The sequence below is a fragment of the uncultured Tenacibaculum sp. genome (assembly GCF_947494125.1).
Lineage (GTDB): Bacteria > Bacteroidota > Bacteroidia > Flavobacteriales > Flavobacteriaceae > Polaribacter.
Genome location: NZ_CANLTU010000002.1, coordinates 222,139 through 246,247 on the forward strand (window position 1 = coordinate 222,139; position 24,109 = coordinate 246,247).

Annotated in this window: 19 protein-coding genes; 9 read left to right on the plus strand and 10 right to left on the minus strand. The window is 29.7% G+C overall.

Features of this window, described 5'->3' with window-relative positions:
* Positions 1 to 132: 132 nt before the first annotated feature.
* Complete coding sequence (locus Q0881_RS04475) at positions 133 to 2,025, plus strand: SulP family inorganic anion transporter (RefSeq protein WP_299157267.1); 1,893 nt, start codon at positions 133 to 135, stop codon at positions 2,023 to 2,025.
* Positions 2,026 to 2,061: 36 nt separating this feature from the next.
* On the opposite strand, the gene Q0881_RS04480 is transcribed toward Q0881_RS04475, so the two are convergent.
* The gene (locus Q0881_RS04480) at positions 2,062 to 3,003 is read right to left on the minus strand and encodes a hydrogen peroxide-inducible genes activator (protein WP_299157268.1); all 942 of its coding nucleotides are present in this window, start codon (positions 3,001 to 3,003) and stop codon (positions 2,062 to 2,064) included.
* Between the two features lie 109 nt (positions 3,004 to 3,112).
* Here Q0881_RS04480 and Q0881_RS04485 point away from each other — a divergent pair, with 109 nt between their 5' ends.
* Positions 3,113 to 3,583: a Dps family protein gene (locus Q0881_RS04485; protein WP_299157269.1), complete on the plus strand. Its 471-nt coding sequence runs from the start codon at positions 3,113 to 3,115 to the stop codon at positions 3,581 to 3,583.
* 129 nt (positions 3,584 to 3,712) lie between these two features.
* Complete coding sequence (locus Q0881_RS04490) at positions 3,713 to 5,359, plus strand: serine hydrolase (RefSeq protein WP_299157270.1); 1,647 nt, start codon at positions 3,713 to 3,715, stop codon at positions 5,357 to 5,359.
* 70 nt (positions 5,360 to 5,429) lie between these two features.
* On the opposite strand, the gene Q0881_RS04495 is transcribed toward Q0881_RS04490, so the two are convergent.
* The 3 genes from Q0881_RS04495 to Q0881_RS04505 all read right to left on the minus strand — a co-directional run bounded on the left by Q0881_RS04495 (position 5,430) and on the right by Q0881_RS04505 (position 9,785).
* On the minus strand, positions 5,430 to 6,467 hold the full coding sequence (locus Q0881_RS04495) for an FAD-dependent monooxygenase (RefSeq protein WP_299157271.1): 1,038 nt from the start codon (positions 6,465 to 6,467) through the stop codon (positions 5,430 to 5,432).
* A 2-nt stretch (positions 6,468 to 6,469) separates the two neighbouring features.
* Positions 6,470 to 8,893, minus strand: coding sequence for a LodA/GoxA family CTQ-dependent oxidase (locus Q0881_RS04500; protein WP_299157272.1), 2,424 nt, complete (start codon positions 8,891 to 8,893; stop codon positions 6,470 to 6,472).
* Positions 8,894 to 9,005: 112 nt separating this feature from the next.
* Positions 9,006 to 9,785 (minus strand): sulfite exporter TauE/SafE family protein, encoded by a 780-nt coding sequence (locus tag Q0881_RS04505; protein ID WP_299157273.1) that lies wholly within the window; start codon positions 9,783 to 9,785, stop codon positions 9,006 to 9,008.
* Between the two features lie 109 nt (positions 9,786 to 9,894).
* Here Q0881_RS04505 and acs point away from each other — a divergent pair, with 109 nt between their 5' ends.
* The 3 genes from acs to Q0881_RS04520 are packed head-to-tail and all read left to right on the plus strand — an operon-like array spanning position 9,895 to position 13,172.
* On the plus strand, positions 9,895 to 11,802 hold the full coding sequence (gene acs / locus Q0881_RS04510) for an acetate--CoA ligase (RefSeq protein WP_299157274.1): 1,908 nt from the start codon (positions 9,895 to 9,897) through the stop codon (positions 11,800 to 11,802).
* Positions 11,803 to 11,814: 12 nt separating this feature from the next.
* Positions 11,815 to 12,387, plus strand: coding sequence for a Crp/Fnr family transcriptional regulator (locus Q0881_RS04515; RefSeq protein WP_299158126.1), 573 nt, complete (start codon positions 11,815 to 11,817; stop codon positions 12,385 to 12,387).
* A gap of 59 nt (positions 12,388 to 12,446) precedes the next feature.
* Positions 12,447 to 13,172, plus strand: coding sequence for an acyl-CoA desaturase (locus Q0881_RS04520; RefSeq protein WP_299157275.1), 726 nt, complete (start codon positions 12,447 to 12,449; stop codon positions 13,170 to 13,172).
* Here the strand turns inward: Q0881_RS04520 and Q0881_RS04525 are convergent.
* The 3 genes from Q0881_RS04525 to Q0881_RS04535 all read right to left on the minus strand — a co-directional run bounded on the left by Q0881_RS04525 (position 13,165) and on the right by Q0881_RS04535 (position 16,148).
* A complete protein-coding gene (locus tag Q0881_RS04525) occupies positions 13,165 to 13,848 on the minus strand; it encodes a response regulator (RefSeq protein WP_299157276.1) in 684 nt (227 codons plus the stop codon). The genes Q0881_RS04520 and Q0881_RS04525 overlap by 8 nt on opposite strands.
* Positions 13,838 to 15,853, minus strand: coding sequence for a tetratricopeptide repeat-containing sensor histidine kinase (locus Q0881_RS04530; protein ID WP_299157277.1), 2,016 nt, complete (start codon positions 15,851 to 15,853; stop codon positions 13,838 to 13,840). The genes Q0881_RS04525 and Q0881_RS04530 overlap by 11 nt, the downstream gene beginning before the upstream one ends.
* 73 nt (positions 15,854 to 15,926) lie before the next feature.
* Positions 15,927 to 16,148 carry a hypothetical protein gene (locus Q0881_RS04535; RefSeq protein ID WP_299157278.1) on the minus strand — a complete coding sequence of 74 codons (222 nt, stop codon included), beginning with the start codon at positions 16,146 to 16,148 and terminating at the stop codon, positions 15,927 to 15,929.
* A 1,537-nt stretch (positions 16,149 to 17,685) separates the two neighbouring features.
* Between Q0881_RS04535 and Q0881_RS04540 the strand changes: the two genes are divergently transcribed.
* From Q0881_RS04540 to Q0881_RS04550, 3 genes are all read left to right on the plus strand, one after another.
* Complete coding sequence (locus Q0881_RS04540; RefSeq protein ID WP_299157279.1) at positions 17,686 to 18,453, plus strand: DUF6503 family protein; 768 nt, start codon at positions 17,686 to 17,688, stop codon at positions 18,451 to 18,453.
* A gap of 110 nt (positions 18,454 to 18,563) precedes the next feature.
* Positions 18,564 to 20,402 (plus strand): sodium:solute symporter, encoded by a 1,839-nt coding sequence (locus Q0881_RS04545; RefSeq protein WP_299157280.1) that lies wholly within the window; start codon positions 18,564 to 18,566, stop codon positions 20,400 to 20,402.
* On the plus strand, positions 20,402 to 20,860 hold the full coding sequence (locus tag Q0881_RS04550; RefSeq protein ID WP_299157281.1) for a GNAT family N-acetyltransferase: 459 nt from the start codon (positions 20,402 to 20,404) through the stop codon (positions 20,858 to 20,860). Before Q0881_RS04545 ends, Q0881_RS04550 begins: the two co-directional genes overlap by 1 nt.
* A gap of 12 nt (positions 20,861 to 20,872) precedes the next feature.
* On the opposite strand, the gene Q0881_RS04555 is transcribed toward Q0881_RS04550, so the two are convergent.
* From Q0881_RS04555 to Q0881_RS04565, 3 genes are all read right to left on the minus strand, one after another.
* Positions 20,873 to 22,060 (minus strand): NAD(P)-dependent oxidoreductase, encoded by a 1,188-nt coding sequence (locus Q0881_RS04555; protein WP_299157282.1) that lies wholly within the window; start codon positions 22,058 to 22,060, stop codon positions 20,873 to 20,875.
* 150 nt (positions 22,061 to 22,210) lie between these two features.
* Entirely contained in the window at positions 22,211 to 23,635 is a 1,425-nt protein-coding gene (locus Q0881_RS04560) for an L-serine ammonia-lyase (protein WP_299157283.1), read from the minus strand.
* An 88-nt stretch (positions 23,636 to 23,723) separates the two neighbouring features.
* On the minus strand, positions 23,724 to 24,065 hold the full coding sequence (locus Q0881_RS04565) for a DUF2853 family protein (RefSeq protein ID WP_299157284.1): 342 nt from the start codon (positions 24,063 to 24,065) through the stop codon (positions 23,724 to 23,726).
* Positions 24,066 to 24,109: the final 44 nt, after the last annotated feature.

The following is a 24,109-nucleotide window of genomic DNA, read 5'->3' on the forward strand; positions in this document are numbered from 1 at the left end:
TGGCTTGATAGTTCAACGTTCAAAAATAAAGCAAAAAAATGCGTCCACAAAATTAAAGTTAATGAAACATAAAACTATATGAATAAAATTATCTTTACATTTGCCAACTTTTAGAATATACCTGTTGATATTATGATGAAATACATTAAGAGTAAGAAGATTAACGTTAAAGATGATACTTTAGCGGGTATTACAGTTTCTTTAGCTATGATACCAGAAGTGGTAGCTTTTGCTTTCGTAGCACAAATTAGCCCAATAGTAGCATTATTTGGAGCTTTTGTAGTAGGAATAATCTCAGCAATTTTTGGAGGTAGACCAGGGCTTATTTCAGGTGCAGCTGGTGCTGTAGCTGTTATTTTTGTTCATATGATTCAAGAAGGACATGCGAAAGGACTTTTATTTGACAATCCTGTAGAAAATATGGGGTACTTTTATTTGTTAGCTGCTGTTGTTTTAATGGGGATTATACAAGTACTAGCAGGAGTTTTAAAGTTAGGTAAATTTGTAAGATTAATACCGCATCCTGTAATGATGGGATTTGTAAACGGATTAGCTATAGTTATTTTTATGGCTCAATTGGGAATGTTTACAGAAAATTCAAAAGATTTTTATGGACAGAACAAGCGTAAAACTATTGAGAAAGAGTTAGTTTATAACGTAAGTAATAATGAAGTAAAAGATGTATTATCAGGAACTGTTTTATATTCAATAAAAGAAAAGTCAGTTGTAAATAATCAAACAAATAAAGAAGTATTTGTAATTTCTGAAGGTCAGGTTTTTGATCCAATAACGAAAAAAGTTGTTTTTAATATAAAAGATAATGGTTTTTACTCTGTAAAAGATAGTGGGGTAGTAAAATCTACAATGCAAGGAGAAAAGCTTTATATTATGATAGGCTTGGTTTTATTAACAATGCTTATTGTATGGGGTTTACCAAAATTAACTACAAAAATACCTGCAGCATTAACTGCTATTTTAATAGTTACCTTAATTTCAATTTTTAGTGGTTTAAGCTCAATTAATGTTGGAGATTTCATTAGAGATGGAGGAGGAGCTGGTTTAAATGGGATTGATGAAATTTCTAAAAAACTTAATTTACTTGAACTTTGGAGCAACCTACCTTTTAATTTAGATACCTTAAAGTTTATAGCACCTTATGCTTTCTTAGCTGCTTCTGTTGGTTTAATAGAAACGTTAATGACGATGAATTTGGTTGATGAATTAACTGATACTAGAGGGAATGGAAATAAAGAGTGTGTGGCACAAGGAGCAGGAAATATGGTAAGCGGTTTATTTGGTGGTACTGGTGGTTGTGGTATGATTGGACAGACTGTAATCAATATTAATGCAGGTGGTAGAGGAAGATTATCGGGAGTAATGATGTCGTTAACCTTATTAACTTTTATTCTTTTTGCTGATAAATACATAGAGCAAGTTCCTATTGCAGCTTTAGTAGGTGTTATGTTTATGATGGTTATTGAAACTTTTGCATGGTCTAGTTTTAGAATTATGAATAAAATTCCGAAGTCAGATGTATTTGTTTTAATTATAGTATCAGCAGTAACAGTAATTTTTGATTTAGCAATTGCAGTATTTGTTGGTGTTATCATCTCAGCATTATCTTTTGCTTGGTCAAGTGCTAAGAAAATTAGAGCAAGAAAACGATTAAAAGAAGATGGAACCAAGGTATATGAAATTTGGGGTCCATTATTCTTTGGAAGTATTACAGATTTTAACGCAAAATTTGATATTAAAAATGATCCAGAAAATGTAGAAATTGATTTTGTTGAATCAAGAGTTGCAGATCATTCTGCAATTGAAGCTATTTTTGGGTTGGTAGAAAAATATGAAGCAGCTGGTAAAAAAGTTACATTAAAACATTTAAGTGAAGATTGTAAAGTATTACTATATAAGGCAAGTCCTATTTTTACAGGAGTAATTGAAGAAGCGGTAGATGATCCTCGTTATCATTTAGCTGCAAATCCTGAAGATTTTCCTAAACCTTTATCAGAATATAAATTTTAAATAAAAAATCCCGCAATTTGCGGGATTTTTTATTGTTTAATTTTTGTTTAAAGGACTAATTATTTCTACATCACTAAAAGCTATTGCTCCTCTAATTACACCATCAATTGTGCTCTTTAACGCTTCAATTAATTGCATTTTTAATTGAGACTTGTGGTAAATTAAACTGACTTCTCTTGCAGGAGGTGGCGTTTCAAACTCTCTTAAATGCTCTCTATCTTTTTCGTTTAAATCTAAAGTGTTTAAGTATGGTAATAAAGTCATACCTAAGCCATCTTTTGATAGTTTTATTAAAGTATCAAAGCTTCCACTTTCTAATTGAAAATGATTTGTAGAGCTTCTTTTAGTTGTTCTACATAAATTAATAACACTGTCTTTAAAACAATGCCCGTCCTCTAACAATAGTATATCATCAACTTCTAAATCGTCAACTTCTATTTTCTTTTTTTCAAATAAACGATGTTCGCTAGGTATTAAACCAACAAAAGGTTCGTAATATAAAACACGTTCTTTTATGGCTTCATTTTCTAATGGAGTAGCAGCCAAGGCAGCATCGATATGACCGTCCATTAGTTTCCTAACAATTTCTTCTGTAGTTAATTCTTCTATTATTAATTGAACCTTAGGATAACTTCTACTAAATGTTTTTAAAAACATTGGTAATAAGGTAGGCATAATAGTAGGAATTATTCCAAGTTTAAATTCACCTCCAACATAACCTTTTTGTTGATGTACAATGTCAAGGATACGATTACTTTCATCAACAATAACTTTAGCTTGTTCAACTATTTTTTTACCTACTTCGGTTAATTCAATTGGTTTTTTAGAGCGGTTAAATATTTTAGCGTCTAATTCATCTTCCAATTTTTGAATTTGCATACTTAAAGTGGGTTGTGTAACAAAACAATGCTCTGCTGCTATGGTAAAGTTTTTGTATTCAGCAACAGCAAGGGTATATTTAAGTTGTGTAATTGTCATGTATAAAAATTTTTGATAAAGATATTAAAACTATCAATAGATCTTATAGTTTTTTAAATAAAAGTTGCGGTAATTTTGATGTAGAAAATTAAGAAAAACAAAATATAATATGAACACAACAGTTTTAGGTTTAGATAAGAATAAAACAGAAGAATTAGTTAAGGAATTAAATACTTTACTAGCAAATTTTCAAGTGTATTATCAAAATGTAAGAGGCCTACATTGGAATATTAAAGGGAAAAATTTTTTCGAATTGCATGTTAAATTTGAGGAGTTTTACACAGATGCACAAGAGAAAGTTGATTTAATTGCTGAAAGAATATTAACATTACAAGGAACTCCTTTGCATACTTTTAATGATTATTCAGCGTTATCAAAAGTACAAGTAGGTAAAAACATATCAAATGATGAAGAAGCTGTAAATTTAGTTGTAAACTCATTGTCAGAATTACTAAAAATAGAGCGATCAATATTAGAATTAGCAGACGAAGCAGATGATGAAGGTACAAATTCTATGATGAGTGATTTTATTTCAGAGCAAGAAAAAACATTATGGATGATGAATGCTTGGTTAGGATAAAGGAGTTTAGTCATAAATAAAAAGGAGAGAAAAAAAGCAACGTATTTACGTTGCTTTTTGTTTATACTAAAAATTGTAACTATTTTTTTTAACTTTCGTCCTATGAGTATAATTAAAAACAACCAACCGATGAAAAAAATAATTAAACTTAAAGTTTTTACTCTTTTATTTTTGTTAGCCAATGTAATATCAGCACAAAGTTTAGAATCAAAAATAGATGCAATTTTAAATAAACAATTTAAAAGTAATGAAACTGGTGTTTCAGCTTTGGTAGCAAAAAAAGGAAAAGTTGTCTATCGTAAAGCATTTGGAAAAGCTAATTTAGAATTGGATGTTAATATGACTTCAGAAAATGTTTTTGAAGTGGGATCTATAACTAAACAATTTACATCTGTTGGAATTTTAATGTTATTGGAAGAAGGCAAAATAAGTTTAGAAGATGACATCACTAAGTTCATTCCAGATTATCCAACACATGGAAAGAAAATAACTATTCATCATTTATTAACACATACTTCAGGGATTAAAAGTTATACTTCAATGAAAGGTTTTGGAAAAGTCATGACTCTTGATAAATCTCCTTTAGAGTTTATTGATTTCTTTAAAAATGAACCTATGGATTTTAATCCAGGTGAAAAATATAAATATAACAATTCTGGATATTTTCTATTAGGGTATGTTATTGAAAAAGTAAGTGGAATGTCGTATTCGAAATTCATAAAAGAACGAATTTTTGATAAAATAGGTATGAAAAATTCTTATTACGGAAATCATTCAGAAATAATAAAAAACAGGGCTTCTGGTTATAGTAAACGAGGAGGGGAATTTTCTAATGCACAATATATTAGTTTAACCTTACCCTATGCTGCTGGCTCAATAATGTCTAACGTAGATGATATGTTAAAATGGCAAACAGCAGTAACAACGGATGTATTTGTAAAAGAAGCTACAATTGATAAAGCTTTTAAAAATTATACGTTGAATAATGGAGAAAAAATAAATTATGGATATGGTTGGAGTATTAATGAAATAAATAATGTTCCTACTATTGAACATGGAGGATCAATTCCAGGATATAAATCAATGGGAGTCTTTATTCCAAGTAAGGATGTATATGTAATTGTATTTTCAAATTGTGGATGTAAATCACCAACAAATACAGCTTTAGAGATAGCGGCTTTAGCAATGGGAAAACCAAAGTTTGAAAAAAGTAATACAATTAAATTATCAATAGAAGAATTAAAAAAATGGGTTGGAACATATGAGTTTGATAATGGTGCTGTAAGGTATATTACTTTAAAAGGAAATCAATTATACAGCAAAAGAGAAGGGAGTCAGCAAGAGTTTAAAATTCACCCAACCTCATCAACTAATTTTTCGTTTGAAGATGGCTTTATTTCGTATGAATTTTCAAATAAAGGAGGTGAAAAAGAAGCATTTTTTAAGAATAGGATTAATAAAGTAAAAGGAAACTGGGTAAATAAGAAAGCGCCAAAAGAGAAAAAAGAAATTAAAGTTGCTGCAGAAATTTTAAAGAAATATGAAGGAGCTTATGAGTTACAACCAAATTTTATAATTACTGTAAGAACAAGAGATGGTAAAATATATGCACAAGCAACAGGGCAGCCAGAATTTGAGTTATATGCAGAATCAGACACTAAATTCTTTTTAAAAGTGGTGAAAGCAAGTGTAGAATTTCATAAAGACGCTAAAGGAATAGTTAATGCACTAACTTTAAATCAAGGAGGAAGAGCCATGAAAGCACCTAAGAAATAATTAAAGGAAGAACACAATTAAAATATAAAGACTAACAAAGGCAATCAATAAAACGGTTGCCTTTTTTACTTTATGAATACAATCTTTCTTTTATTTGATAGTATTGATTAAAAATTTTAATTATCGTTTCTTGATACTTATTAAAAGAGGTTAAATTGTTTTTAGTAATAAAATCATTAATACTATTACTTGCTTTTATAGCGCAATATATAGCATTAGAAATACCATGTGATGAAATAGGGTCAAAAGCCATAGCGGCATCACCAACAGATAACCAATTTTTACCTACAATTTTTTGTGGAATTGAAGAGTTAGCTAATCTTCCAATAACTTTAAAATCTCCAGGAGGCAAATGTTTTTTTAATACTTGTGTATTGATTAATATTTCATCCCAATTTGAAAAAACTTTTAATTTTTTATGGAAAGCATCATTTTTTGATGAATAAAGCGTCATGATTCTTGTTGTTTCATTTAAATCAGATATGGTTCCCCATCCATTTTCAAAAGTTTCAGTAAAAAAACCATATTTAAGAGATGTTTTCGTTTTTGGTAAATAACCTATAAAAGCTATGTTATTGTCATGTGATATTATTGGTGTATTTAAAGAGTTTAAAACAGCTCGATTACGTCCAGTAGCGTCAATAATTAGAGAGCTTTCAATAACATATTTGGTGTTATTAGACTTAATAATAGTTGTTACTTCTGATGTTTTTGATGTTATATTTTTTAACTGGTTGTAGTTTATTATTCTTGACGCTACTTTTTTTTCTAATTCAAATATCACTTTCCTTTTGTTTAGCTTTAATCCATATTTAAATGGATTATGAGAAAAGAAATCTTCATTTTTAAAAATACCATTCCATATTGATTGGTACCCATAGGTTTTGGTAGCGCATTTCTCAAATAGAGTAAGCATGTCAATGTCTTTTAAAAGACTAAGTGTTGAAGGTGGTATTGTTTCAGCAAGTATTGTAGCAGATGCAGTTACTTCTTTATTTAGTAGTATGCACTCAATTCCTTTTTTTTCTAATAAATAGGATAAAAGGAGTCCTGAGACTCCTTTACCAACAATCAGTATTTTTGTTTTTAAATGTGTCTCAGGATTCATAATTATTTAATAATTAGGTACATATTTGTAGCAGATTCATATCCACCACACTTATCCATATAACTAATTTCTATGGTAACAAAGTTATTGCTGTATGGTTTTAAATTATTTGTAATATCCATAGGAGGAAGCGGTGTTATTTTACCACTACAACCATTACTAAAATCTTCATTTAACACAATGTTTCCATTAATTTTAAGCTCTAAAACGTCATCGACAGAAACCTCTCCTGTACCATCTTTAGTTGAGGATAAGAACATTTTTTTATCAGAAGGAAGCCAAACCATTTCTCTCACATTTGAATAAAAAATGCTAGGAGGGGTTAACTTTACAGGTCTAGGTTTTATTTCTTTACCTAAAAATATAACTAGTTTATCTTTAACATTTTTACTGTCAGAAGCTACATAAACTATTTCAGGAACTCCATTTACATTAGAATTACGACCAGCTACTACACCTACATCTTTCCATTTATAAACCATATTAATTAAACCATTTAAGTAGCCTCCTTCAGCATGATAACCAACATAACCTGTATCACTTGTCATTAACCAAGGGACTCTATTTGCATAAATATATTGTTTAGTTTCATTGCCTAAAGTAGTGTCTTGCATTTTAACTAAACTCTCTTCAGTTAATACATCAACAGGTAAGTTTGCAGCCCACCAAGCAGGTATAGGATATTGACTATCAAGAAAAACTTTTTGACAACTACCAGCATCTGATTGCCATGGAATTCCCATCCATTTAGTTAAATCTCCAGGAGTTGTTTTCCATAACCAGTTTTCTTTATTTGAAGGATTTAAAGAAGCTTTTACATCATCTGAATTCATTTGAAAACCAAAATCGTTATAAAATATATCAGATTGTTCGCTTTTTGTAGCAGAAGCAATACGTATTTCACGTAATCCAAAAAAAGAAGCTCCTTCAGTAACATTTTTAAAGGTTAAATTATTTGCTGAATACATTTGTTCATGACGCATTGGCCAGGTAAGTTCTACTCCCGGGTGGAAACCACCACCATATAAAGTTTCTAAAACTGCACGTGTCATTAATAGAGCACTTTTTGTTTCATCTTTTGAAGCTTGTGTGTATATATTTTGATAATAAAGACCAATTTCATCCATATTTGTGAATTCAATATCTAAACTTTCAAAATTTCCATCTCTCCAACTTTCAAGTTGTTGGTATAAAATAGGAGGTATAGCAAACCATTGTGCTGGGCTTCCTGGATAGTTAATCCCATCACCAGGATAAAAAGGATATTTTAATTCTTCTGTTCCACTACCAATATTTGTAATGTCTGTTGTGCTTTTACTAGGTATAGCAGGTTCGTTATTGTAAGTATAAGCTGGGTTTCTAAATAAACTGAATATTTTTTCTCTTAGCGGTTGTGCTTCATCAGAGTTATTATATAAATATTCAAATTCCTGAGTAGTTAATTGATCTATAACTTCTCTAAACGACGGAGCTAAGAAATCACTTGCATTTACCCATTGCATTCTATATAATCTATATAAAATAGGAAAAACTAAGCTAAAATCTGTAGCGTATGTGTCATTAGAAGCACCACAAATAAGATCATACATTGTAGCTAATGGTTGTATTTGAGGCGCATAATCAGGTGGAGCGGTAGCTATCCAAGCGGCAGATTTAGGATCATTAATTTCATAGGTTTCTCCTTCTATTGTTATTTTAGCAGTAACTCTTCCGTCGCAAATATCATCGTACCAATTAGAATTATCAGCAAAATCAGTATTTAAATCTGAAGGATTTAAAGCAGCAGAAACTCCATCACCTGGATAAAAAATTAAAGTACCATTGTCATGCTCAACAGTTCCTAAATTTACACTTTTACTTTCCATGTGCATTGCTTTAGCAATTTTACTTTTTCCTTGAGGTTGTAATGGAAAAGGAAATTGACCTCCAATTTTTTGCTTCTGATTACTAGAAGAAACACTTACAGGTGCTGGACTATTGACTAACTCTTTTCTATAATTTTGATCATTCGAGTTAATTGATTTTTCGTTTAATACGTTAGGATTTCTACGAGAAGTGCTAATTCCTGGAGCAATTTTATCTGTATAAAATGCAGAGCTTAAGTTTTCATTATCAGTATTTACAGAAAGGTCTAAACTATTATTAAAATCATACCAAAATGGTTTTTTATTAGCTACTTCTACAGTCCATTCAACTTGACTAATGTTAGGATCTATTTTACGAATAGGATTACCTTGATCGTCGCATTCATAAATATAAAAGCGTTGTGCTTGTTTTTTTAAGGCACCATCTGCAGTATGATATTCTTTATCTGTTTCATATAAATTAGCCCAAGGTACTTCTGGACTAAAAACAACATCTTCTTTTGTGGCAGGACCGTTACCCATTCGAGCAATCCCTATTGACGGATAGATTTTAAAATTCATAATAGTTTAATTTATATAATTAGAAAAATAGTTATACGTAAAACTATAAATAGAAAGGTGTGTAATTAAAAAAATATCCATAAGCGCATTCTTTTGAAGAATAAGAACAAGGTTATAGAGAACTTAAATATTTAATTAAAATACGAATACTAACAAAGGCAATTAATAAAGCGGTTGCTTTTTTTAATTGAATAGGAGTAAATAATTTAGTACTCATTCTGCTACCAATTTGACCACCAATAAAAACGGTAACTAATAAAATAGAGGTTAAATTCCAATCAATAGTAAATTCAGGATTTGTATACTGTCCAACTAAGCCGGCAATAGAATTAACAAGAATAAAAAAACTAGCAGTAGCAGCAATTTTTTTAGGACGTTCCCAATTGGTTAGATGAAGTAAAGGAGCTAGGAAAATACCACCACCAATTCCCACCATTCCTGAAATGAATCCAATGATACCTCCGTAACTAGCATTTTTTGGTAAGCTTAAATGTTGGGTTTGTATATCTGAAGAAACATTTTTTTTAGAAACCCACATAGTAATGGCAGCGAATAGTAAAGTAAATCCTAAAAGAATAAAAAAGAAGGTTTGGTTAATACGCAAATACCCACCAATAAAAGCCATAGGAACACTAAATAAAACTAAAGGAATAACTTTTTTCCAATTATACTTTTTGTTTTGGATGTATAAAAATACATTACCAGAAACCACCATTATATTACAAAATAAAGCAGTAGCTCTAATTTGAGAAAAAGCTAAACCTGTAAGTGCTAAAATAGCCAAATAACTAGATCCTCCGCCAAATCCTACAGACGAGTATAATACGGCAACTATAAAAAATAACAAAACAATATGCCAGTTTTGTAAAAATGTGAGTATGAGAAAATCCATAGAAAATCGAAAATAGTAAAATAGCTATTCTTAAAAGCTTTTTTAGGTAAAAAACTATTATAAATTTTTAAAAAATTGTAGATTAGTTCGCTTAAATAAAAAGCAAACAATGAGTAACTATCACGTAAAAACTTTAGAAGAGTATTTTCAGGTTTATAGAAAGTCAGTACGAAATCCTAAATTGTTTTGGGAAGAAATAGCTGAAGAGCACTTTGTTTGGAGAAAAAAGTGGGATACTGTTTTAAATTACGATTTTTCAAAACCAGAAGTAAAGTGGTTTGAAGGAGCAAAATTAAATATAACAGAAAACTGTATTGATCGTCATTTACAGATAAGAGGAGATAAAACAGCAATATTGTTTGAGCCTAATAATCCAGATGAAGAAGCTGAACATATAACCTATAAAGAACTACATAAGAGAGTTTGTAAGTTTGCAAACGTTTTAAAAGAAAATGGTATAAAAAAGGGAGATAGAGTTTGTATTTACTTACCAATGATTCCTGAGTTAGCAGTTTCAGTATTAGCTTGTGCAAGAATAGGAGCAGTACATTCAGTAGTATTTGCTGGGTTTTCTTCAACAGCATTATCAACAAGAATAAACGATTGTGAAGCAAAAATGGTGATTACTTCCGATGGTTCATTTCGAGGAGCAAAAACCATCGATTTAAAAGGAATAGTTGATGAAGCTTTACACGATTGTGAATGTATTGAAGCGGTATTAGTAGCGAAAAGAATTCATTCTAGTATTGAAATGAAAGAAGGGCGTGATAAATGGCTACAACCGTTGTTGGATGAAGCATCAGATATTTGTGAACCAGAAATAGTAGATGCTGAAGATCCACTATTTATTTTATACACTTCAGGTTCAACAGGGAGTCCAAAAGGAATGCTACATACAACAGCTGGATATATGATATATACTGCATATACATTTAAAAACGTATTTAATTATAAAGAAAACGATGTGTATTGGTGTACAGCTGATATAGGTTGGATTACAGGACATAGTTATATTGTTTACGGACCCTTAGCCAACGGAGCAACCACAGTAATGTTTGAAGGAGTACCTAGTTACCCAGATTTTGGGCGTTTTTGGGAAATAGTAGAAAAACATAAAATAAATCAGTTTTATACAGCACCAACAGCTATTAGAGCATTAGCAAAAGAAAAATTAGAATTTGTAGATAAATACGATTTATCATCATTAAAAGTTTTAGGAACAGTAGGAGAGCCCATAAATGAAGAGGCATGGCATTGGTATAATGATAATGTGGGTAAAAAGAAGAGTCCTATTGTAGATACTTGGTGGCAAACAGAAACAGGAGGAATGATGATTTCTCCAATGCCTTATATAACGCCAACAAAACCAACCTATGCAACTTTGCCATTACCAGGAGTACAATTAGCATTAATGGATGAAAATGGAGAAGAAATAAAAGGAAATCAAGTAGATGGACGTTTATGTGTTAAGTATCCATGGCCATCAATGGCAAGAACAATTTGGGGAAATCACCAACGATATAAGGATACTTATTTTTCAGCTTTTGAAAACAAATACTTTACTGGAGACGGAGCATTACGTGATGAAGTAGGGTATTATAGAATTACAGGTAGGGTAGACGATGTAATTATTGTTTCTGGACATAATTTAGGAACAGCACCAATTGAAGATGCAATAAATGAGCATCCAGCAGTAGCAGAGAGCGCTATAGTAGGGTTTCCGCATGATGTAAAAGGAAATGCATTGTATGGTTATGTAATTTTAAAAGATGTTGGAGAAGGAAGGAATCATGATAATCTACGAAAAGAAATAAATCAAATAATAACAGAACATATAGGGCCAATAGCAAAGTTGAATAAAATTCAGTTTACAATTGGGTTACCAAAAACACGTTCGGGTAAAATTATGCGACGTATTTTACGAAAAATAGCGCATAACGAGTTGGATAATTTAGGAGATGTATCAACATTATTAAATCCAGAAGTTGTTCAAAGTATAATTGATGAACGGTTATAGGTAATTATGAGTATTGTAAATATTAGAACTTATTTAGAACAAACACTTACTATTGATGATAGTGATTGGAATTTTTTTACATCTAAATTAGTGCTAAGAAAAGTAAAAAAACGTACACAACTTTTAAAAGTAGGGGAGGTAGAAAATTATATTTCTTTTATAACAAAAGGAGTTGTACGTTTTTTTATACCAAAAGAAGAAAAGGAGAAAGAAATTACATTTGGATTTTGTTTTAAAGATGAATTTGTAAGTGCTTATGATTCTTTTTTAACTCGAAGTTCATCATTGTATGCACTAGAAGCACTTACCAATACAGAAATGTGGAGTATTTCTTATAAGGATCTACAAGAGGTTTATAAGAAAACAAAAATAGGAAACACATTAGGAAGATTATCTTCAGAACGATTGTACTTAATAAAATCTAAAAGAGAACAATCGTTATTAAATGAAACAGCAGAAGAACGTTATTTAAATTTATTTGACGAACGTCCTAAGCTAATTAAAGAAATACCGTTAAAATATATAGCATCTTATATAGGGGTAACAGCACAGGCATTAAGTAGAATTCGGAAGCGAATTTCTTAACTCAGGTTCATTTTTTATACCGTTCTAAGTTTGGTTCTTTGCAAGCTAAACTTACAAGAATGACGGTAATAATTTTCATGATTTTTTTATGGTATTCAGGATTGTTTTTTCAAACCTTTTTTCTACATAGATATGCAGCACATCAAACTTTTACAATGTCGAGGTTTGCAGAAAAAGTATGTTTTGTATTAACATGGGTTTTTCAAGGTTCTAATTATTTAAGTGCCTATGGGTATGGGGTTATGCATAGATTACATCATGCGTACGCTGATACAGAAAAAGATCCACACTCACCAAAATATGATGAAAACTTATTTAAGATGATGTGGCGTACTAAAAATATATATCAAGATATAAATAACGAAAGAATAACGGTAGCAGAAAAGTTTACTAAAAATGTACCACAATGGAAACGTTTTGATGATTTTGCAAGTTCAAAAACTTCAAGATTAACTTGGTGTGCTTTATATACGTTGTTTTTTATAGTATTTGCAACAGCTTGGTGGCAGTGGTTATTTTTACCAGTAGCATTTTTAATGGCACCAATACACGGGGTAATAATTAATTGGTTTGCTCATATTTATGGTTATGTAAATTTTGATGTAAAAGATACTTCTAAAAACTTATTACCATTTGATTTTTTAATGATGGGAGAAGGCTATCATAATAATCATCATGCTCATGGGGGACGCGCCAATTTCGGTGGAGTAAGATGGCATGAGGTAGATGTTACGTATTGTATAATGAAAGCATTGGATAAGCTAAAAATAATAAAGCTTAAATAAAACCTTTGTCTCTAGCCATTAAGATAAGATCTTTATCGTCTGAGCTAGTAACACCAAACATTTGTTTTATTTGACGTTTTCTCTTTTCAATACCAGGAAAAGAAAGCGGAATAATATTAGGTAAATCTTTCATTTTAGTACCAATAGAAAGCTCATATAACATTTTTCTATCTAGGTCGTCAATTAAATATTCACTAGTAACTTCGTTTCTAAGAAGTTTTGTAATGGTTTTGCTGTAGTAGGGAGGGTCATTTAAGACTTCTTGTATAGCAGTAACCAATTCTTGAGGTGTGATATCGTTTTTTACTAAAAAGCCATCAGGATTGATATTTTTAAAAATACTATGCACTCTAAAATTGTCGTTAAAAGTTGTGGAGACAATTATTCTAGCTTCAGGCAACATGGCGTTTATTTTTAAACCTAAATCTTCACCAGATAAAATAGTTCCATCAGAGGAAGCAGGCAATCGCATGTCTAAAAAAATAATGTCTACTTTTTTAGATGCATCTGCGTGTATTTTTATAAGTTCATATGCGGTATCGCAATTGTGAGCAACATGTATTTCAAATGAAATATGTTCGTTTTGCTGATCAATATAATTGAACGCACTTTTGTAAGCTTCAGAAATTAACGGATGATCGTCAATAATTAAAGCAGTGTATTTTTTATTGTTCATTATTCATTGTATAAGGGGATTTAATTACTAAGGTGGTACCTTTATTTACTTCTGATATAAATTGTACAGTACCATTTAATTTTTCTACTCTCGATTTTATATTTTTTAAACCAATACCTTTTTTACCTTTTTTAGTATTAAAGCCAACACCGTCGTCTTTTAAATTAACAATAAGGTTTTGGTTTTCGTTAGAAAATACTAAAGTAACATTTTTTGCTTTGGCGTGCTTTATAATGTTTTGTAACGCTTCTTGTACAATTCTATATACATTGGCTTTTGTTACTTCATTAATGTCTTTCCATGAGATATTTTTATCAAAAGAAAAATTATAGGTAAAGTTACCTATGGTACTTTTATCTTTTAACAATTGTTCTATAATAGAAGTAAAATTAATATTAGAACTATCAAAATTATCGCTCAGTTTATGAGAAACATCTCTAATTTCTTTTTCTATTTCCTGTAATTCATTTAAAAAGGATTGGTGTTTTTCTAACAAATCATCATCACCTTTAATGGGTAAAAAACCAAGACCAAAACGAGTACCAAAAAGTTTCCCAAGAATACCATCGTGTAATTCTTCTGAAATTCTATTGCGTTCTTTTACTTTTTCTTCTTCAAGTTTGGCTTGTTGTTGTAGGGTTAAAACATATACTTCTTCATTCGCTTTTTGTTGTTCGGCTTCCAAGCTAAGTTTTTCGTTTTTTACTTTTTGTACACGTAAAAAGTAGAGTAAACTTAAAATAAGAATACCACCAATACTGGTAATGAGTATCCAAATACGTTGTTGGTTTAAACGTTTGGTTTCTTCAATATATTCATCGGTTTCAAATTCAATACGAGTAAACTTATTTTGGACTTTTCGTTCAGCACTAATTAAACTATCGTTAAAAACAATATAACGATCTAAGTATTTTTTAGAATTTTGTATGTCTAAATCGGCTAATTGCTTTAAAGTAGTTAGATAGTAGCCTCCATTTTTTATTTGTTTAGCTAATGTATTAGCCTCTTTAGCGTATTTTAAAGCATTTATAGTATCTTTTATATATTTGTAATAGTCAGATATATTTTTATTTGAAGAAATAATATTAGTTTTATCCTTTAAGCTATCTCTAATAGACAAAGCTAGAAATAATTCTTTTTTAATATTAATAGTATCATTCATTAACAATTTACAATAAGCTTTATTATTTAATAATCTTGCCAAGTGTTGTTTTTGTTTATTAATTTTAAGAGCCTTATTATAATATTCTAAAGCTTTATTGTATTTTTTATTCTTAAAATGTACTCTTCCAATGTTATTTAACAATATTTCATAATATTTGTTTTTATATTTAGTTTTATTTAAATAGAATAAAGCTTTACTATAGTAATCTAAAGCCTTATTGTATTCTTTAATATCTATTTGTAGCAAGCCTAAATGATTATATGCACGATATAAATCTGTATTATTATTTAGATCTTTAAATAACTTTATTGCTTTGACGCTTAATATTTCACTACCTATATAATCTCTATAGCGACCTTTAATTCTAGCCATACCATATAAAATTTGTGAGGCTTCTTTTTTATTGTTCTCTTTGATAAAATTTTCATAGGCTTTATTAAAATAATAATAGGCTTTATCATATAGTTCTAATTTTATATAATGACCAGCATAATTCCAGTGAGCATCTCCAATAGCATAGCTATGTTTATTTTTGATTGCAGAATTTAAAGCTCTTTTATTTACTTTTAAAAAAGAAACAGTGTCTTTTAATACATGAAATTCATAAGCAATAGAGCTAAGTTCTAGAGGTAGTTGTTTATTATTATTTAAGATGTAATTATAGGATTTTAGTAAAATTTTAGATCTAGAAGTGCTATCTAACTTTTTATTTTTTGCTTTTTTTATCCATGTTTTAAGACTATCGTTTTGGAATCTATAATATTTAGAGGAAGAAAAACAGATTAAATTCCCTATATATATAAGGAATATAAAAACTATAGTTTTATTAAGAGGCTTCAATAGTTGATGATTTTAAGCAAAGCTAAAAAAAAAGCCCTTAACATTTGTTAAAGGCTTGTGTTTATAAAAAGAATTAATTTCCTTTAGTTCCATCAGCACCATCATCTCCATCATCACCACCGGTATCTACAAATCCTCCAGAGGTATCATCATCATCATTAGTATTAAATCCAGTAACTAATTCTGTATTTTGTTTTTTAGTCTCAGGCACTAAGTCTTCAGTGTTTAAGTCTGTACAACTTATTGTTAAAAGAGTTAGCATGCTGATTAGTAAAGTAGTTTTTAAAGTTTTCATAATTTTCAATTTTAATATTTGACATTAGTTTTCTAGGCCGCATATGCAGCTGTTATAGCATCGAATTGGTTATTTCGATTTTTTTTAAGCCTTGGTTAAATCAAGGCAATAGTCATCTAGCCCAAGTAATTTTGGGTAGTTAGTAGAATCAAGTTGATATGGAACATCAACACGTGAAGACTCATTACTGCTAAGGCCTATTGAGTACAACAGACTTCAGGAATTCTACTTAGTCATAAATAAAGGAAGCGTTTTTGCAATTTTTAATGAACGCTAGTTGATTGTCATACTAAAATAGTGACATAGTTTGTGTAAACGAACACAATTTTAGTAAGCGTTGTTGTTTAGTGAGTAAACGTCCTTTTTCATTTAGTTTACGCAATTTTAATGTTTTCATAGCTTTCTGTTTCATCCAATTAAGATAGTGAAAAATAACGAATTATCCAAATTTTTTCATGCTTTTCTGTGCTGTATTCGTTGTTATTATTCCATAAAAAAAGGCGCCCTTTTAAAGGCGCCTTCTGTATATACTATATTATTGATTTGTTGTTAACTCTTCATTAAATATTGCTTTTTACAATAAACATCCTTATTCATTTTTATATTACTGCCATCACCACTTACAAATAGTATTTCGATGATTGGGTTTAAATAAATTAGTGTCATAATTTTTAAATATTAATTTGTTAAATAATCATTTAAAAACTATTCAAATGATTACGGTACAAATATACGAATATTTTAAATAAAAACAAGAAAAATATCAATTTAATTAATTGATTACCAAGTAGTTGTGTTGTTTTTAAGATAAGGAAGCCCTGTCCAGAAGTTATCTAGATTTAAGAGTTTAGCAACAGTTTGTTATTCAGTTGTTTAAGAGTCAAAGGGTGTTTTTTATATATTTAAATTAAAATGTCATATTTTTTTAAAAAAGTATAAAAAAAAGCGTCCAATTTACTTGGACGCTTTATATAGTGTTAATTTTTATTGTTAAATCATATTCGAAAACTGGTTAAAATAAACATACTACGTCCGTTTTTGGAAAATTGCCCATCAGCAACTTCACGAAAACTGCAAGTTGGCTCCATTAGCCCTTTAGTTATATGTAAATTTATTTTCATCATAATAGAGCAAATATACATTATTTTTTGAAATGTTAAAGAAATGCTAATTTTTGAAACACCATTGTAGTGAAATCAAGGTTATTTTTATTGATTAAGTAAAAAGTAAGTGTTTCACTTACTTTTAGTAAGTGAAACACTTACTAGATTATGAAACATATGAAATATCTTTGTATTGGTTAAAAATTAAGCTCTTAAATGGGTTAGATATAAACGGGGGTTTGTATCGAGTCGTCAGGGAAAATTTTATGAAAAAAGAAAACAAAATGAGTGTTTTACTCTAACCAAAGTAAAAAACTAAAATGCATGTCACAAAAACGTCTAATTGGACGTTTTTTGTTTTTTATATAAATAATCTTATGTAAGTTTACCTCCAATATACGACATATGTTGCATCAACATAAACATTATTTAAGATGAAAAGACTAGTTTTACTAATAGTTATTGCTGTAATTTCTATAGCATGTAAAAATGAATCAAAAAAAGAAATTCAAAAAGTAGCAACTTCACAAGCAGAAGTAAAAGTTAAACAATATCCAGAAGGATTAGCTGAGGTTTTTGATAAGCATGGTGGAATTGAGCAATGGAATAAGATGAAAACGTTGTCATATAGCTTAAATAAAGAAGAGCATACAATTGATTTACATTCAAGAAAAACAGTAATAAATTCGTCAGAATACTCTTTAGGCTATAATGGAAAAGATATTTGGGTTTCAGATACTACTGCTTATAAAAAAGACCCTAAGTTTTATTATAATTTATATTTTTACTTCTATGCAATGCCTTTTGTACTTGCTGATGATGGAATTGTTTATTCAGAAGCAAAAGCATTAGAGTTCGAAGGGAAAAAATATCCAGGAATTAAAATATCATACAAAGGTGCTATAGGGAGTTCTCCTGACGATAATTATTTTATATATTATGATCCAATAACAAAAGAAATGAGTTGGTTAGAGTATTCTGTTACGTATTTTAGTAAGAAGCCATCTGATAAGTTTAATATTATTAGGTATAATGATTGGGAAAATGTTAACGGTTTTTTATTACCAAAATCTATAACTTGGTACCAGAAAAATGAAGAGGGTACCCCTACAGAACCTGCGGGAGAACCAATTGAATTTAAATTACCATTATTAAGTCAAGCATCATTAGCTACTAGCTTTTTTGACAAACCAAACAAATAAATGAATAAACAAAAATATACTTGGAAAAAAGAGTACACACTAGTACTATTTGCAAATTTACTTTATATAACAATATTCTATATTATTACAAATTTATATACTAGTTAACTATGCAAATTATAGATTGGGTTGTACTCTCTTTAACATTATTGTTTATTGTTTTTTATGGAGCATGGAAAACAAGAGGAAGTAAAAATGTAGAAGAGTATATTAAAGGAGGAAACGACAGTAAATGGTGGACCATAGGTTTATCTGTAATGGCAACTCAAGCGAGTGCCATTACTTTTTTATCTACTCCAGGGCAAGCATTTCATAGCGGAATGGGGTTTGTACAATTCTATTTTGGATTGCCTATTGCCATGGTTATTATTTGCTTAGTTTTTATCCCTATTTATCATCGATTAAAAGTGTATACGGCTTATGAATACCTTGAAGGTCGTTTTGATAAAAAAACACGAACGCTTACAGCAATTTTATTTTTAATTCAAAGAGGTTTAGCTGCTGGAATAACCATTTTTGCACCTGCTATTATTTTATCGGCAGTTTTAGGTTGGGATTTAATATCGTTAAATATAATTATCGGTTTTTTAGTAATTATTTATACTGTTTCTGGAGGAACAAAAGCGGTAAGTGTTACGCAAAAGCAACAAATGGCAGTGATTTTTGCAGGTATGTTTATTGCTTTTTACATAATCTTACAATATTTACCAGACGGAATTACGTTTACAAAAGCATTAGAAATTGCTGGCGCTTCTGATAAAATGAAAGTACTCGATTTTTCATGGGATTTAAATAATCGCTATACAGTTTGGACTGGTATTTTGGGAGGAACATTTTTAATGCTTTCATATTTTGGAACAGATCAAAGCCAAGTACAACGTTATTTATCAGGAAAATCGGTAAGAGAAAGCCAATTAGGTTTAATTTTTAATGGTTTGTTAAAAGTACCAATGCAGTTTTTTATTTTATTGGTAGGGGTAATGGTATTTGTTTTTTACCAGTTTAATGCGTCTCCTTTAAATTTTAACCCGAAAGCAAATGAGGCAATAGAAAAATCTCAATACGCAACAGAATATAAACAGTTGCAAGAGAAACATATTGAAATAGAAAATACTAAAAAGACTTTAATTTTTGAAGGATTAACTGATGAAAATAAAAAACAACTTCAAGAGTTAAATGAGCAAGACAAGAATTTAAAAGCTGATTCAAAAGCAATAATTAAAAAAGCCGATGCTGAAGTTGAGACGAATGATAAGGACTATGTGTTTATTCATTTTATATTACATAATTTACCTAAAGGTTTAATAGGATTGTTATTGGCTGTAATTTTATCAGCAGCCATGTCGTCTACAGCTTCTGAGTTAAATGCCTTAGCATCTACTACAGCGATTGATTTATACAAACGTAATGTAACAAAAGAGCATAGTGATGAGCATTATGTGAAAATGTCAAAATGGTTTACATTAGGATGGGGGGTATTAGCTATTCTAGTTGCCTGTGTAGCCAATTTATTTGATAATTTAATTCAGTTAGTTAATATAATTGGGTCTATCTTTTATGGAAATGTATTAGGAGTGTTTTTATTGGCTTTTTTCTTTAAAAAAGTTAAAGGTAATTCTGTTTTTGGAGGAGCTTTGTTGACTCAAATTATAATTTGTTTGATATATTATTTTGGTATTTTTAAATTAGAAGAAAAAGGTTTACAGCCAGTAGTAAGTTATTTATGGCTAAATTTTATTGGATGTATTTTAGTATTATATTTTTCATTAGTATCTGTATTTAAATCAATAAATAAGAAAAGCAAAATTACTTTATTACTTATTTCAATAGGGATTTTAAAAGTTGTTTATGATTTATTTAATGAAAGTCCATTAAGTATACTTCATGTAATTTATTTGATAATTTTATTTATTTACCTTGGGTTTGTAAATGCAAAAGAAGATAAGTAATGATAACAACTAGAAAAGCTGTTTTAGAAGATTTACCCATTTTACTTGATTTTGAACAAAAGTTAATTAAAGCTGAACGTCCTTTTGATGAAACTTTAAAAGAAGGGAAGATATCGTATTATGATATTAAAGCTATGATTCTAGCAAAAGATGTTGAAGTCATTGTCGCTGTTCAGGATAATGAAATAATAGGCTCAGGATATGCTCGAATTGTAATTCCAAAAACATACTTTAAATTTGATAAATTTGCATATTTAGGTTTTATGTATGTGAAATCTTCTCATAGAGGTAAAGGAGTTAACAAATTTGTTGTGGATGCTTTGTATAGCTGGGTAAAATCTAATAATGTATTTGAAGTTCGTTTAGATGTGTATGCAGAAAATCATGGAGCTATTAGAGCTTATGAGAAAGTAGGCTTTAAAAGTCATTTAATAAACATGCGTAACGATTTAAAATAAGTTAAGATTTTTTTAATTTTTGTTATTTAAATGTTTTGCTATATATACGCCCATACTAAAACAAGCTTGTAATAGGTACCCTCCAGTTGGAGCATTCCAGTCAAGCATTTCACCAATACAAAAACTGTTCTTTAGTTTGTTCAGTTCAAAATTTTCATTTACCTCGTTTAAAGGAATTCCACCGGTTGTTGATATAGCCTCATTTATTGGAGCTGCATCATGAACAACAAGTGGTAAAGCTTTTATTTTTTTTGAAAGGATGGTTTTATTTGTGAATTCTTCTTTTGTTAATGTAGCTTTTAAAAGATGAATTTGGGGTTGGCTTAATTTTAATTTCCTTTTAAGAGTTTCTGTAAGCTTTAAATTTGAAGAGTTAATTTTTTTTAGAATATCAGTTGTGTTTAATGAAGGTTTTAAGTCTAAAAAAATAGTAACAGTTTCTTTTAAAGAAAGAGAAGGTTGTATCTCAGAGCTTAACGCATAAATAGCATTACCTTCTAAACCAAATTTAGTGATAACAAGTTCTCCTTTTTGTTTTTTATTTAAACAAGAAAGCGCAATGTTTTTTAAAGGAAGTCCTTCATTTTTAGAAATAAATTCTTGAGGCCATTCAATTTTATAAGCACAATTAGCAGGAAGAAAAGGAAGTGTATTAATTCCTTTATTATTAAAAAGAGGCAACCAACTGCCATCAGAACCTGTAATTTCCCAACTAGCGCCTCCTAGTGAGAAAATAGTGTAATCTGTAGCTAATTTTATATTGTTATTAAAAATCAATTCATTGGTAGAGTTCCAACCAATCCATTCGTAATTGTGTATTATACGGACGTTATTATCTATTAAAACTTGTTTTATTTTATTGAGAACACTTATAGGTTTAATTCCTTTTTCAGGGTATATTCTATTACTACTACCAATAAATGTTGGTATTTCTATAGTAAGTAACCAAGAACGCAAGTCTTCGTTGGTAAAGTTTGACAAAGCATTTTTGAGAAAAGAGCTAGGAGTGTATCTGGTTATCATATCATCAATAGCTTCTCCATGACTAAGATTAAATCCTCCATCACCAGCTACTAAAAACTTTCGACCTAATGATTTCTTTTTCTCATAAATGGTGATATCAAATTTTTTAGAATCTAAGAAAGCGGCAGTAAAAAGAGCAGAAGGTCCGCCACCAATAATAGCTATTGATTTTTTCATTTTACAAAGTTACTATTTGTTTTATTTAGGTACTTATAAATAAATAAGAAAAATCCCAAAACCTAAGTAATGGGATTTGTATAAAATGTATACTCTTTATATAGTAAAAGATATTATTTCTTAATTTCAATCTTTAAAATAGCCTGATGTTTAACAATCAGCTAAACCTACAGTAACTGCTAAACCACCTTCAGAAGTTTCTTTATAGTTACGATTCATATCTTTAGCAGTTTCCCACATAGTATCAATAACTTTATCTAAAGGCACTAAAGATTCTTTAGGATTGGTTTCTAATGCCATTTCAGCAGCATTGATAGCTTTTATAGCTCCCATTGCATTACGTTCAATACAAGGTACTTGTACCAGACCACCAATAGGATCACAAGTAAGACCTAAGTGATGTTCCATGGCTATTTCAGCAGCAACTAAACACTGTCCTGGTGTTCCGCCTAATAATTCAGTTAAAGCAGCTGCAGCCATTGCAGAAGATACACCTATTTCAGCTTGGCATCCACCCATAGCAGCTGAAATTGTTGCATTTTTTTTAAAAATACTACCAATCTCTCCCGCGACTAGTAAAAACTTTTTAATATGCTCAAAGTTAGCTTCATGGTTTTCAATTACTAAATAATACATTAAAACTGCTGGGATTACACCAGCACTACCATTAGTTGGTGCTGTGACCACTCTACCCAAAGAAGCGTTTACTTCGTTTACAGATAAAGCTAAACAGCTAACCCATTTAAGTATTTCTCTAAATTTTACTTCTGTACCTCTAATTGCAGTTAGCCATTCTTCTTTGGTTGAATAAGTAGCTTCTTTTATTAGTTTTTTATGAGTTTCAAAGGCTCTTCGTTTAACATTTAAACCTCCAGGTAAAATCCCTTTTGTATGACAACCAATATACATACATTCAAGCATGGTGTCCCAAATACGTTGTAATTCCGAATCTATAAGTTTAGCAGGTTTTAGAATTAATTCATTTTGATAAACAATATCAGAAATATTTTTGTTTTCATTTTCACAATATTCCTCTAATTCAGTAGCTCTATTTATGGGGAAAGGAAAATTCTTTTTATTTATTTGAATATTAGCAGTCTCATTTATCTCTTCTTGAACAACAAAACCACCCCCTATAGAGTAATAGGTTTCTGTAGAAATTTCTTTTCCTTTATGAAATCCTTTAAAGGTTAAACCGTTGGAATGAAAAGGTAGAAAATCTTTATTGAAAACAACATTTTCAGGAGAAAAAACAATCATTTTTTCTGCATTAAAATGTAAGCGAGTAGTGGTGTTTATTTCACTAATGATAGTATCTATATCTGCTACGGGAATATACTCTGGATCTGTACCACTTAATCCTAATAAAACAGATAAATCAGTTGCATGCCCTTTACCAGTTAAAGATAAAGAACCATATAGGTCAATTCTTATTCCATCAACTGTATTAAAAAGCTCATTGTCTTTTAATTTTTTAATCCATTGTTGGGCGGCTCTCCATGGTCCTAAAGTATGAGAACTAGAGGGACCAACACCAATTTTTAGCATATCAAAAACACTAATAAATTGCGACATAATATAGGTTGTTTATTGACGGCTAAAATAGACAAAGTCCTGTATTTAACGAATACAGGACTTTGTTTTTTATTTAAATAAAAGAATCTTACATTCCGTAAACAGACTCTTTGTCGAATTTCTTTGCTAACATGTAATATACTACTGCACGATATTTATTTCTTTCAGATCTTCCAATTCTTTCCATAACGTCATCAATAGCTTTGTCTAATTCTGGGCTATCAGCTAAACCTAATTTTTTCATTAAGAAGTTTTTCTTAACAGTTTCTAATTCCTTAGGGTCTGTACCTGAAACAGTTTCAGCATCTTTTTTATAAATAGATGGACCTAAACCTTTTGTTACAGCTTTTAATAAATCAGTATTAGAACGAAGATCTCTATCGTCCATGAATTTTTTATACAATTCTACTTTTTCGTCAAATTTACTCATGATTTTTTGTTTAAAATTAGATTTTAATTTTTTGTAGATTTCTT

Bases quoted from the DNA above. Each gene is read 5' to 3' on its own strand.
- Q0881_RS04475 (WP_299157267.1), top strand. From the start codon at position 133: ATGATGAAATACATTAAGAGTAAGAAGATTAACGTTAAAGATGATACT.
- Q0881_RS04480 (WP_299157268.1), bottom strand. From the start codon at position 3,003: ATGACAATTACACAACTTAAATATACCCTTGCTGTTGCTGAATACAAA.
- Q0881_RS04485 (WP_299157269.1), top strand. From the start codon at position 3,113: ATGAACACAACAGTTTTAGGTTTAGATAAGAATAAAACAGAAGAATTA.
- Q0881_RS04490 (WP_299157270.1), top strand. From the start codon at position 3,713: ATGAAAAAAATAATTAAACTTAAAGTTTTTACTCTTTTATTTTTGTTA.
- Q0881_RS04495 (WP_299157271.1), bottom strand. From the start codon at position 6,467: ATGAATCCTGAGACACATTTAAAAACAAAAATACTGATTGTTGGTAAA.
- Q0881_RS04500 (WP_299157272.1), bottom strand. From the start codon at position 8,893: ATGAATTTTAAAATCTATCCGTCAATAGGGATTGCTCGAATGGGTAAC.
- Q0881_RS04505 (WP_299157273.1), bottom strand. From the start codon at position 9,785: ATGGATTTTCTCATACTCACATTTTTACAAAACTGGCATATTGTTTTG.
- acs (WP_299157274.1), top strand. From the start codon at position 9,895: ATGAGTAACTATCACGTAAAAACTTTAGAAGAGTATTTTCAGGTTTAT.
- Q0881_RS04520 (WP_299157275.1), top strand. From the start codon at position 12,447: ATGACGGTAATAATTTTCATGATTTTTTTATGGTATTCAGGATTGTTT.
- Q0881_RS04525 (WP_299157276.1), bottom strand. From the start codon at position 13,848: ATGAACAATAAAAAATACACTGCTTTAATTATTGACGATCATCCGTTA.
- Q0881_RS04535 (WP_299157278.1), bottom strand. From the start codon at position 16,148: ATGAAAACTTTAAAAACTACTTTACTAATCAGCATGCTAACTCTTTTA.
- Q0881_RS04540 (WP_299157279.1), top strand. From the start codon at position 17,686: ATGAAAAGACTAGTTTTACTAATAGTTATTGCTGTAATTTCTATAGCA.
- Q0881_RS04545 (WP_299157280.1), top strand. From the start codon at position 18,564: ATGCAAATTATAGATTGGGTTGTACTCTCTTTAACATTATTGTTTATT.
- Q0881_RS04550 (WP_299157281.1), top strand. From the start codon at position 20,402: ATGATAACAACTAGAAAAGCTGTTTTAGAAGATTTACCCATTTTACTT.
- Q0881_RS04555 (WP_299157282.1), bottom strand. From the start codon at position 22,060: ATGAAAAAATCAATAGCTATTATTGGTGGCGGACCTTCTGCTCTTTTT.
- Q0881_RS04560 (WP_299157283.1), bottom strand. From the start codon at position 23,635: ATGTCGCAATTTATTAGTGTTTTTGATATGCTAAAAATTGGTGTTGGT.
- Q0881_RS04565 (WP_299157284.1), bottom strand. From the start codon at position 24,065: ATGAGTAAATTTGACGAAAAAGTAGAATTGTATAAAAAATTCATGGAC.